Consider the following 11897-nt stretch of genomic DNA (forward strand, 5'->3'; position numbering starts at 1 on the left):
TCCCTTATTCTGAAAATTTCACTAATACCTTAAAGGTTTCCGGACGCATGGCAGCTTCCAGCGCTTCCTTAATATCAGTATAGTCATACACCTTTTCAATCAGCGGTTTTACATCTATGATTCCTTTGGCAATGCAGTCTACCGCCTGTGCAAAGGAGCGTACCGTCGGACTGACCGTACCGGTAATCCGGATTTCCTGAGAATGCAGACGCCCCGCATCCACAAGAATCGGTTCATTGGGATGAATCGAGCTGAACATGTTAACAAGACCGCTCTTGGCACACATATCGATTGCCTGTTTGGCTACTGCGGGTATCGCCGTAGTATTGTATACAACATTTGCACCGCGTCCGTTTGTCAGCTGCTTTATCTTCTCCACAGGATCACTTTCCACAGGGTCAATCACTGCATCTGCCCCAAGTTCAAGTGCAAGCTTTCGGCGATCTGCACTTGTCTCGCTGACAATGACGCTTGCACCCTGCCGCTTTGCACACAGAACATGAAGCAGTCCCATGACTCCGCCACCGATAATCACAACATCATCCCCCATGCGTATTCCGGTTTTATTGATGCTGTTGATCACACAGGCAAGCGGTTCTGTAAATGCTGCCAGTTCATCCGGCGTATCATTTGGTACCATATGCAGATGACGTGCTTTTACCGCAATGTATTCGGCAAACCCGAAGTACCCGGAAATACCTCCTTCGTTATAAAAGGTTTTTCCGCTTTCCGCTGAATCACAGATATTTTCATGTTCATGCTTACAGTTGTAGCAGACACCGCATTCGTCTATAATGTAATTCACCACTTTTTGACCAATATGGAATATTCCGTTATCAACATCTTTTCCAAGCTTTTCAATCACCCCGGCATATTCATGCCCGCCGATACGCGGATACGTATATCTGGAGCCTTTGTAATCCCGGACATCATTTGTACAAATTCCAGCGACAGTAACTCTCAGTAACACTTCATCGTCTTTTGGTTCAGGAATGGGAAGTTCTTTGATACGAACATCATACGGTTTCTCTAACACACAAGCTTTCATATTTCCTCCTTTTTCTCGGCAGGCATTTTTTATAATTCAAAAAGCCTTACCGTCTGTCTTACAATTCCATTATAAATAAATTCAAATGCGTAGGTTTCGGATAATTGCGGAGTAATTATGAAGTCATCCACAGGGTATTCTTGCGTATCAATTACGCAAAAGACAATTTTTTTCGTAATTGATAATACGGTATGATGTACTTGCTTGCATAGGGTGGGGACTATGTTTCAATTTGTTTTGAATACACAAGGAAAGGAGAAGTGAAATCCTTTAGACAGTTTGGGTTTCATAGTGATAAGAATGCTAACAAAAAGACAATCCAGTATTTTTTTAGAGCTTTGCGAAAAAGTTGGTGAATACTATAAAGCAAACTATTTTTCGGATAAATTTAACATCAGTCTGCGTACCATCCAAAATGATATCAAGGCAATAAAAGAGGACACTGCTTCTTTATCTGATATATTCATAATTGATTCCAGAGTACCCTTCGGTACCAGAATTAAGATTCTGGACCGAGAGCGTTTTGCTCACTATCTCAATGATCTGAAAATGCAGTCGGATGAATACAATATCAATTACAGAGATGATCGTATTTATAAGCTGTTAAACTTTCTGCTGAGCCAGAGAAAAAGCATTTCCCTGACAAAATGTGCAGATTATATCTATGTGTCAAAATCCACACTGACCAGTGATTTAAAAGAGCTGGAAAAAACATTGTCCAAATTCTCCTTACGTCTGATTCAGACAAAGGGTTATATATGGATAGACGGGCTGGAACGGGATAAGCGCATCTGTCTGATGGATGTCAGCTATGCATACCATCCCATGATACCAAGCAAGCTGATATCCGATACGGAGGCTGTTCATGTGGAATTCATAAGAAAGACTTTGATGAAGGAGCTGCTGGAGAAACAGTATCCGATTTCCGATGTTGAGTTTCAGAATATTATTATCTGGCTGAATATATCCATACGGAGAATCACCAACTTCTTTTATCTGAATGATGAGGATATTGACGGTGAGGGTACCTATGACACGGAAATTAAAATCGCAGGGAATATCTTTGAGCGGATTGAAACAAAATATCTGATCCGTGTACCACAGACAGAAATCAATTTTCTGGCAATGTATATTAACAATCACAGTAATTTCAGCAATACTGATTATATATCAGAGGATCTGAATACATTTATTCTGCATGCGCTGCAGAGAATACATGAATCCTATCCGACGGATTTCACACATGATGTAAACCTGCGTATTTCACTGGCTTTGCATTGTGTTCCCCTGATATCCAGAGCACGCAACAATGTACAGATCAAGAATGAAATGCTGGATTATATCAAGCAGAGCTTTCCCTATGCATTTGATATTGCCACATATTTCTCCTACCTGTTATCAGAGCGCTATACATGTAAAATCAAAGAAAGCGAAACCGCCTTTCTTGCCATCTACTTCAATAAAAGCATCAATGAGTATTCCGTCTTAAAGGGCAACAAACGAGTATGTATCATAACGAATCTGAAGCGTTCTGAATATTTCCTTCTGGAGCAGTTTCTGTATGATAAATTTCAGAAATATATCGTATCCATCACCTTCGTTTCCTCGAATGAATTGGATGATCTCGATTTGGATGCATACGATTTGTTCTTCTCAACCGAGGATAACAGGGCGACTGAATCCGGACTGGCGACAAAAATTGCATTCTTTCCCGATTCCAATGAGCTGGAGAAAATCAAGGTACGTATAGAAGGCTTTAAAAATGTTGAGGATATCATGAAGCTGTTTGATCCCAAGCTGTTTTTTGTAAAAGATTTCACAGAAAAGGAAGAAATTCAAACGTGTCTTGTCCATGCGGCATCTGACTTGTATAAGCTGGACAATCTCGCTGAGGAAATCGAACTGCGGGAGGAATTTGGTTCCACCTACTTCGGCAATGGAATCGCAATCCTTCATCCCATGCATCTGCTGACGGATGATTCCTTTATCGGCGAAATCATCCTCAAAAAGCCGGCTGTCTGGGATACTGAAGGGAATCATGTGAATCTGATTTTTCTGGTATGTATTCAGAAAAATAATCTGGAAGCCTTTCGTGCCTGGGATTATCTTTCTCCCTTACTGTTCAATAATGAATTCAAACAGGAAATACTGTCTGTTGAGGATTACGATGATTTCAAACGGATATGTGAAGAAAATCTGAAATCGCATATATTATAGGAGGAGCATCATATGACATTTACATTTCTGATTACCGCTGCTGTTCTTATCATACTGCTGATTATTCCGCAGATAATGAAACGAGTCGTATATAAAAAATTGACAGGATATCTGTCAGAAAGAGATTATGAACGATTTGAAAAGCTGCTGGACGGATTCGCCTGTACATTTTCCTTCAAGCCCTACAATCGAGAGTACATGCGGTTAAATTCCTATTTCATGCAGGGTGATAAAAGGAAAATTGAGGCACAGCTCGATACTATTTTCAGTAAAATGAAAATGAGGGATCAGCAAAAGGCAGCCGCTGCCAGACAGGGATTTTATTTCTATATGGAAAATCAGAAGTTTAAGAAAGCAGAAAGCATGCTGCATATCTGTCGAAAGGCTGATAAAAATACCGCAGAGCTTCATACGATGGAAATGATGTACAGTATTCTCGCACTGAAAAAGAGTGAGTATATAGAGGAAATCAGAGAGCGGCTGGAACCGATGAAGAAAATGCCGGATGCCTTTACCAATGATGCAAAGCGTGTACGTATCGGTATTTTTGAATATCTGCTTGGTCTGCAGTATACGTATCTCTATTATGAAAAACATACTAAAAAGTTGATTATCCGCTAAAACACAGTATCTATCAGCATTTTCAAGAAAACAAACACATCAATTTACTACTAATTTACTACCAATGAATGAGCCTTGATACGCTAGTTTTCCTAGATATGCAAAGATATGGTACGGCACATCAGTATTGAAGCAAGAAAAAAATTGAATATTTCATAGACTATGGAACGCCTAAAATGACGTTCCTTTTCTATTTCCAGCCGTTCTTATTGAACGGCTATTTTATTACCCAAAATGAAAGGAGCATTTAGAATTATGAAAAAGATATTGAAACGATTGTGTACGGGCGTACTTGCCTTTGCGACTGTCGTTACTGCTTTACCGACTACACTTGTTCATGCAGAAAGTAAGCAATACTGGACGGAAAGTGAAGAACGTGTTGGTATCGTTGAAAAGGTAATGAATGACGGTTCGATTGGTTCTACCTTTAACGAGGGGCATTTGACCGTTGAAGGCGAGGACGCTTACTGTATTGACATTAACACAGATTTTAAGAACGGCTATAAGACCAGAGCTGACGCAAGCTCCCGTATGAGTATCGACCAGATAAGCGACGTTGCCTTATCTATTGAATATGTGAAACAGTACACAGACAGCCACAATGGGATAAGCAATAATCACGCCTACCTTTTAAGACAGCTTGTTGTCTGGCAAAGATTGAGTGTTCACTTAGGCTGGCAATGTGATAACGTGCGAGCTTCTTATGATGAAATTCCAAAGGCAACGCAAGATGAAGTGTTTGCTGGTGCAAAAGCCTTTGTCAAAGAAAACAAAGGACGCTATGAATGTGGCGGTTATATCTATTCTGGCGAGGGGCAGGAATTAGGGCAATTCTGGGCGAAGTTAAATGTTGGAAATGCCAAACTTCAAAAAACTTCCAATAATACCAGCATTACAGACGGTAACGGGAATTACTCTATCGCTGGTGCGACTTACGGTGTCTTTTCTGATAAGGACTGCACAAAACAGCTTGCTACCCTTACGACTGACGACAGCGGAAATACAGAGGTTGCAGAAGTCAAAGCTACTACCGTATATATCAAAGAATTATCTGCACCATTGGGGTATAAAGTTGATACTACGGTGTATTCCTTAAAAGTCGAAGCTGGAAAGACAGCGACTTTGAAAGTATCTGATACGCCAAAAGTTACCGATACTTTGATTGAGCTTTTTAAAATTGACATGGAAACACAGAAAAGCAACCCACAAGGGAACGCTTCTTTAGAGGGGGCGGAGTTTACATGGAAATATTATGCAGGCTTCTACAATAAAGACAATCTTCCTGCCGAAGCTACTCGTACATGGGTTATAAAGACAACCGCTGAAACAGACAGTAACGGGACAACCCATTACATCACAAAATTAGCAGACGCATACAAGGTATCTGGCGATAGCTTCTATATGCAGGACGGAAAAGCGGTTTTACCTCTTGGTACACTAACGGTCGAAGAAACGAAATCGCCAACGGGCTACTTATTAGACGGTGCATATATGCAGGCGAATGGTAGTGAAGAACAGATAAAAGCCTTATACCTTACGCAGATTACCGAGGACGGCGACCTTGCCGTATTAACTGGAAGTAACCAGTTTTCCGTATCAGATAAAGTCATTCGTGGCGGTGTCAAAATTCAGAAACGAGATTTAGAAACCAAAGATACCAAACCACAAGGAAGTGCCACTTTGAAAGATACTGCCTTTGACATCATTTCCTTAAATGATAATGCGGTATTGGTTGAGGGCAAGCTATACAAGAAAAACGAAGTTGTAAAAACAATCCATACGGATTTTGAGGGTATCGCTTCTACTTCTGCTGACCTTTTGCCTTACGGGAATTTCCGTATCGTTGAGAAACAAGCTCCAAACGGTTACTTGACAGACGGTGCGAAGCCGATTGATTTTACAATCACAGAAAACGGAAAAATCGTGGACTTAACAGACGAAGCCCACTCTATCTACAATCAGATTAAGCGTGGGGATATTGAGGGCGTGAAAATCGGTGCAGGCACACACAAGCGTCTTGCTGATGTTCCGTTTAGGATCACAAGCAAGACAACGGGCGAAAGTCATGTTGTGGTAACTGACGATAATGGGAAATTCTCCACTTCTTCAAAATGGGCTTCGCACAAGCACAATACCAACGCTGGCAAAACAAGCGAGGACGGTGTATGGTTTGGAACTTCTGAACCAGACGACAGCAAAGGTGCGTTGCCTTACGATACTTACATTATTGAAGAATTACGCTCTGACAGCAACAAAGGCATGGAACTTATCCCACCATTTGAAATCGTGGTATCAAGAAATAATCTTGTGATTGATTTAGGGACTTTGACTGATGAATACGAAAAGGAAATCACTATCCATACCACAGCAACCAGCAAAGACGGCGAAAAGACAATCCTTGCAGGAAAAGAGGTAACAATCGTTGATACTGTCAAATTAGACGGACTTACAAAAGGCACTAAGTATCAGTTAAAAGGCTGGCAGATGTTAAAGGAAGAAAACGCCGAGATTATCATTGACGGGAAACGTGTAGAAAGCGATTATACCTTTGTTGCTGATGATGAAGAAATGAAAGTGGAAATTTCTTATACATTCAATGCGTCCGAGCTTGGCGGTAAAAATCTGGTAACATTCGAGGAATTATACGACTTAAGCAATCCAGACGAACCCGTGAAAGTTGCGGAGCATAAAGATATTGAGGACGACGGGCAGACGGTACTTATTACAGAACGTATCATCAAAATACATACAACTGCTACCGATAAGGACGGTAACAAAGAGCTTGAAGCAGGAAAAGACGTAACAATCATTGATACTGTAACCTTAGAGGGCTTGGAAGTTGGTACAAAGTATAAACTTGTGGGCTGGCAGATGTTGAAAGAAGAAAATGCAGAGCTTCTTATCAATGGAAAACGTGTGGAAAGTGATTATACGTTTATCGCTGACAGCGAAACTATGAAAGTGGAAGTTACCTTTACCTTTGACGCTACTTCTCTTGACGGCAAACAGCTTGTAACTTTTGAGGAATTGTACGATTTAAGCAATCCAAACGAGCCGAAAAAAGTTACTGAGCATAAGGACATTGAGGACGAGGGACAGACGATTACTTTTAAGGAAAAACCAGAAGTCCCAGAGAAACCCGAAACGCCAACAACACCAGAAAAACCGAGCAGACCAACAGACAGTCCTAAAACGGGCGACAACACAAATGTCATGGCATTTCTGGTAATGTTGCTTACATCTGCTGGTGGACTGGCTGGAACATATCTTTACAAACGCCGTAAAATGAAGAAATCATAAGGCGGTAACGGTATGAGAAAAGAAAAATCACGCTCTCCGCCGAAGCTGTCAAACGGCAGACGTTTACTTATTCTGGCTTGTCTGCCAACAACCTGCAAGCACACGGATAGTCAAGGGTGTGAAGCATTGATTTACCCTTTACTATCTGGGGGATTGCTGGTATTTCCCTAATTGCCAGAATAAGAAAGCACAATCAACAAACTTAAAAAAGAAGAAAGAAACGAGGTAAAACACTATGGAATTAAAATATGTAGTGCCGAACATGGCACAGACTTTTGGAAACTTGGAATTTGCTGGCGAAAACAAGATTGAACAGCAACGCATTAACGGACGCTTTACGCCCGTATCAAGAAGCTACAACTTGTACTCTGACGTACAAAGGGCTGATGATATTATCGTAACCATTCCAGCGAAAGCAGGCGAAAAGCATTTCAAACCAGAACAGCGAGTAAAACTTATCAATCCAAAGATTACCGCAGACGGTAAAGCGGTCAAAGGACGAGGGTTCACAAACTATATCTTAACGGCTGATGATATGTTGCCAGCCGAGGAAAGCAAGTAAGGGGGGAAATGATTATGAGATTAGCAAACGGTATTGTATTAGACAAGGAAAAAACTTTCGGTGTATTGAAGTTCTCTGCCCTCAGACATGAGGTGCGAGCAGAAAATGACGACGGTTCAACAAGTGAAGAAATCACACGAAGAACCTATGATTTGAAATGTAGTGTGCAGGAACGTATGATACAAGTATCAATTCCTGCTGATATTCCCGTCAAGGACTATCCGTATAATGCAGAGGTAGAGCTTGTCAATCCCGTAGCCGATACGGTAGCAAATGCCAGCTATCGAGGTGTCAATGTGGACTGGTATATCAAGGCTGACGATATTATCTTGAAGAATAAAGGCGGTCAAGTAGGCAATCCACAGAACCATGCACCGCAGGGGCAACCAAAGAAATAAGCTGGCAAACTAGATTTTCATTGTAGCGGATATAAGCAACTGTTATAATATGTGTATGAAGAAACGGATAAATTGAAATTTGTGGAGGAAAAAGATAATGGCAAAAGAAAAAGGTTCATTCAAAGAATTTCTATCGGCAATCGCGCCAGAACACCAAGCGTTTGTCGAGAAACTTAATACCAAACTTATTGAGCAGGGCTGTGACCTTGTAATAAAGGAAGCAAAAAGCGGTTACACCGCTTCATACCAACTAGAGAAGAAAACAGTAATGAATTGGGTGTTTCGCAAGACAGGTGTTTTTGCACGGATTTACGGAGACAACGCTGGAAAGTATGAGGATATAATCGCTTCGCTTCCTGCTGATATGCAAAAGAAAATGACTACTTCTCGTGACTGCAAGAGACTGATTGACCCTAATGCCTGTAGTGATACCTGTGTGAAAGGTTTTGTTTATGCCTTGAATGGCGACACACATAAAAAATGCCGTAATGACGGAATGCTCTTTGTACTGACAAATGAAACAGCGGAGCATATAGCTGGGCTGGTCTGTGCAGAGGTTAATGTGCGTAAGTCAGCTTTATAACGACAGAAAAGTTAAGAACAATAAATCCCAGTTTGACAACTTCATATCCATACACACAAAGCAGTTAGTCTTAGGATTGACTGCTTTTTTCGTACCCAGAAAGGAGTGATTGATTTATGAAAATGATTTTAAACAAAGGACACCGTATCAGAGCCAGCGACAAGAACCTTGTCTACCACTTTTCCATAGGGACGCTTCTGTTTGTATTCATTGCGGTTATCCTGCTACTGAATATGAAACAGCTCATGCGTACCGATTGGGAGCATTTCAGCTTATTAGACAACGGTTTGACGCTTTCCACTTACAACTTCATAACCCTACTGATAGCGACTGGTGTTTGTGCATTGGTCGCTTTTCTGTATTACCGCTTCTGTTATGACAGTTTCAAGAAGCTCCTGCACCGTCAAAAGCTGGCACGAATGATACTGGAAAACAAGTGGTATGAAGCAGACACCGTACAAGACAGCGGTTTTTTTACTGACCTGCAAAGCAGATCAAGGGAAAAAATCATCTGGTTTCCAAAGATTTATTATCAAATGGAAAAAGGACTGCTTCATATCCGCTGTGAAATTACATTAGGAAAATATCAAGACCAGCTCTTACGGTTAGAGGATAAATTGGAAAGTGGCTTGTATTGTGAGCTGACCGACAAGACGTTACATGACGGTTATATCGAATACACCATGCTTTATGACATGATAGCGAACCGCATTACCATTGATGAAGTGAAAGCAGAAAACGGCTGTCTTAGGCTGATGAAAAATCTTGTATGGGAATATGACGCACTCCCTCACGCTCTGATTGCTGGTGGGACTGGTGGCGGTAAAACGTATTTTCTGCTGACGCTTATTGAAGCTCTGTTACATACGAACGCTGTTCTTTACATATTAGACCCGAAGAACGCTGACCTTGCAGATTTAGGTACGGTCATGGGAAATGTGTATCACACCAAAGAAGAAATGATTGATTGTGTCAATGCCTTTTATGAGGGCATGGTACAAAGAAGCGAAGAAATGAAGCGACACCCAGACTATAAAACGGGCGAAAACTATGCCTATCTTGGTTTACCGCCCTGCTTTCTTATCTTTGATGAATATGTGGCGTTTTTTGAAATGCTGGGGACAAAAGAAAGTGTGAGCCTACTTAGCCAGCTAAAGAAAATCGTCATGTTAGGACGACAAGCAGGATATTTCCTTATTGTTGCCTGCCAGCGTCCAGACGCAAAATATTTCTCGGACGGTATCAGAGATAATTTTAACTTCCGTGTTGGCTTGGGGCGTATCAGCGAATTAGGTTACAGTATGCTGTTCGGTTCTGATGTGAAAAAGCAGTTTTTCCAGAAGCGTATCAAGGGACGTGGCTATTGTGATGTGGGAACAAGCGTCATAAGTGAATTTTACACACCCTTAGTTCCAAAAGGACATGATTTTTTGCAGACCATAGGCTCACTTGCATACGCAAGGCAGGACGGGACGGCGACGTGCGAAGCGAAAGGCGACGGCACGGACTAGCCGTTGCTGGTGTGGCGGTAGCCACGCCAGCAGATACAAGCCCCTCATTATCTAACAGAGGGGCACAATTACGGCGGAAACTTCCACAAAAACCTTTGCAAGCCCGCATAAAATAAGGGTTTTTCGTACATTTCGCCTTTTGTGATAAAGCCTTGAAATTATCACAATATCACAAAATTATCACGATTGGGGGTATGACAACTGAATGAAACTGATTTTTTAACCGCCTTGAAAGAAAAACGCTGTGCATACGGCGTATCGCAGACAAGGCTTGCAATCATGGCAAATATCAGCCGTGAACATTTGAGCCGTATCGAAGCAGGAAAGGTAACGCTGACCGAGGACATGAAACATACGCTTTTAGAAGCGGTGGAAAAATTCAATCCCGACAATCCCATGTTCCTGCTGTTTGATTATGTGCGTATCCGTTTTCCCACAATGGATATAAAACATATCATCAAGGATATATTAAAGCTCAATATCGACTATATGCTTCACGAAGATTACGGACATTACAAATACACCGAGCATTACCATATCGGAGATGTGTTTGTGTATGTATCGCAGGACGAGGAAAAAGGTGTCCTGCTGGAACTGAAAGGCAAAGGCTGTCGCCAGTTTGAAAGCTACCTTGTGGCACAAGAGCGAAGCTGGTATGACTTCTTCACGGACGCATTGGTTGAGGGCGGTGTGATGAAGCGTCTTGATTTGGCAATCAATGACAGAACGGGATTGCTGGATATACCAGAGCTGATACAAAAGTGTGAACATGAGGAATGTATTTCTAAATTCCGTTCTTTCAAAAGCTATGGTTCTGGGGAACTGGTAAAGCATAATGAAACGGATAAATGCGATATGGGACACACGCTGTATATCGGTTCATTTTCAAGTGAAGTGTACTTCTGTTGTTATGAAAAGAATTACGAACAGTACGCCAAACTTGGTATACCGATTGAGGAAGTCCCCATAAAAAATAGATTTGAGATACGTTTGAAAAATGAACGTGCCTATTATGCTGTTGTGGAACTGCTAACACATTATGACGCAGAACTAACAGCATTTTCTATTATCAATCAATATATCCGCTTCGCTGATAAAGAACCAGACAAGCGAAAAAGCGACTGGAAAACCAATGTACGCTGGGCTTGGTTCATTGGCGAGGGGCGACCGCCCGTAAAGCTGACGACAAAACCAGAACCTTACACATTGGAGCGTACACTCAACTGGCTACAAAGGCAGGTTGCACCAACCTTGAAGATGTTGAAACAGATAGACAAGGACAATCAGACAGAGTATCTGGAAACGATTGAGAAGCAGGCAAAACTGACCGAGCGACACCACCAGATAATCAAGCAACAGACAGCCACGGTTGAAGAAATGGTTGCCAACGTAAAGGAGTGATGAAAAATGTGGGAATTATTGAAAGACTTATTGCTGGTATCATTTGGAATAGGTATCGGCGTAGTCTTAATGTGCATTTTAACTGTCGGCAAAGAAGCTGACAGATGTATGGAAGAAATCAAAGAAAGAGAGGACAATTAAATGAATTTCGGACAAAATTTATGTGCGACTCGTTCCTTAGTGAAAAGCTAAGGCACTAATAAAAGAACGAAAAAGTTTGATTATTAGGAGAACTGATAATCTGACAGGTGGAATG

General features: G+C 41.5%; 10 protein-coding genes. 9 read left to right on the forward strand and 1 reads right to left on the reverse strand.

What is annotated here, in order from left to right; translation table 11 throughout:
- Positions 1 to 4 precede the first annotated feature (4 nt).
- A complete protein-coding gene (locus KSZ58_RS19375; RefSeq protein ID WP_044904298.1) occupies positions 5 to 1048 on the reverse strand; it encodes a zinc-binding dehydrogenase in 1044 nt (347 codons plus the stop codon).
- 300 nt (positions 1049 to 1348) lie between these two features.
- On the opposite strand from KSZ58_RS19375, the gene KSZ58_RS19380 reads away from it, so the two are divergent.
- From KSZ58_RS19380 to KSZ58_RS19420, 9 genes are all read left to right on the forward strand, one after another.
- Positions 1349 to 3265 carry a transcription antiterminator gene (locus KSZ58_RS19380; protein WP_002606665.1) on the forward strand — a complete coding sequence of 639 codons (1917 nt, stop codon included), beginning with the start codon at positions 1349 to 1351 and terminating at the stop codon, positions 3263 to 3265.
- 12 nt (positions 3266 to 3277) lie between these two features.
- Positions 3278 to 3886, forward strand: coding sequence for a hypothetical protein (locus KSZ58_RS19385; RefSeq protein ID WP_217752846.1), 609 nt, complete (start codon positions 3278 to 3280; stop codon positions 3884 to 3886).
- A 255-nt stretch (positions 3887 to 4141) separates the two neighbouring features.
- Positions 4142 to 7186 carry an SrtB-anchored collagen-binding adhesin gene (locus tag KSZ58_RS19390; protein WP_217752847.1) on the forward strand — a complete coding sequence of 1015 codons (3045 nt, stop codon included), beginning with the start codon at positions 4142 to 4144 and terminating at the stop codon, positions 7184 to 7186.
- Positions 7187 to 7421: 235 nt separating this feature from the next.
- Entirely contained in the window at positions 7422 to 7748 is a 327-nt protein-coding gene (locus tag KSZ58_RS19395; protein WP_010776653.1) for a YdcP family protein, read from the forward strand.
- 14 nt (positions 7749 to 7762) lie between these two features.
- A complete protein-coding gene (locus KSZ58_RS19400; RefSeq protein ID WP_010776654.1) occupies positions 7763 to 8146 on the forward strand; it encodes a YdcP family protein in 384 nt (127 codons plus the stop codon).
- 97 nt (positions 8147 to 8243) lie between these two features.
- Positions 8244 to 8729: a hypothetical protein gene (locus KSZ58_RS19405; RefSeq protein WP_010776655.1), complete on the forward strand. Its 486-nt coding sequence runs from the start codon at positions 8244 to 8246 to the stop codon at positions 8727 to 8729.
- 116 nt (positions 8730 to 8845) lie between these two features.
- Complete coding sequence (locus tag KSZ58_RS19410) at positions 8846 to 10240, forward strand: FtsK/SpoIIIE domain-containing protein (RefSeq protein WP_217752848.1); 1395 nt, start codon at positions 8846 to 8848, stop codon at positions 10238 to 10240.
- A gap of 201 nt (positions 10241 to 10441) precedes the next feature.
- Entirely contained in the window at positions 10442 to 11641 is a 1200-nt protein-coding gene (mobT, locus tag KSZ58_RS19415) for a MobT family relaxase (protein WP_125020827.1), read from the forward strand.
- Between the two features lie 6 nt (positions 11642 to 11647).
- A complete protein-coding gene (locus KSZ58_RS19420) occupies positions 11648 to 11782 on the forward strand; it encodes a DUF3789 domain-containing protein (RefSeq protein WP_022618293.1) in 135 nt (44 codons plus the stop codon).
- Positions 11783 to 11897: the final 115 nt, after the last annotated feature.

The sequence above is a fragment of the Erysipelatoclostridium sp. DFI.2.3 genome, from assembly GCF_019132535.1.
Classification (GTDB): Bacteria; Bacillota_I; Bacilli_A; order Erysipelotrichales; family Erysipelotrichaceae; genus Clostridium_AQ; species Clostridium_AQ innocuum.

Coding starts and splice junctions, on each gene's coding strand:
- KSZ58_RS19410 (WP_217752848.1), top strand. CDS start 8,846: ATGAAAATGATTTTAAACAAAGGACACCGTATCAGAGCCAGCGACAAG.
- KSZ58_RS19405 (WP_010776655.1), top strand. CDS start 8,244: ATGGCAAAAGAAAAAGGTTCATTCAAAGAATTTCTATCGGCAATCGCG.
- KSZ58_RS19395 (WP_010776653.1), top strand. CDS start 7,422: ATGGAATTAAAATATGTAGTGCCGAACATGGCACAGACTTTTGGAAAC.
- KSZ58_RS19375 (WP_044904298.1), bottom strand. CDS start 1,048: ATGAAAGCTTGTGTGTTAGAGAAACCGTATGATGTTCGTATCAAAGAA.
- KSZ58_RS19380 (WP_002606665.1), top strand. CDS start 1,349: ATGCTAACAAAAAGACAATCCAGTATTTTTTTAGAGCTTTGCGAAAAA.
- KSZ58_RS19400 (WP_010776654.1), top strand. CDS start 7,763: ATGAGATTAGCAAACGGTATTGTATTAGACAAGGAAAAAACTTTCGGT.
- KSZ58_RS19390 (WP_217752847.1), top strand. CDS start 4,142: ATGAAAAAGATATTGAAACGATTGTGTACGGGCGTACTTGCCTTTGCG.
- KSZ58_RS19385 (WP_217752846.1), top strand. CDS start 3,278: ATGACATTTACATTTCTGATTACCGCTGCTGTTCTTATCATACTGCTG.
- KSZ58_RS19420 (WP_022618293.1), top strand. CDS start 11,648: ATGTGGGAATTATTGAAAGACTTATTGCTGGTATCATTTGGAATAGGT.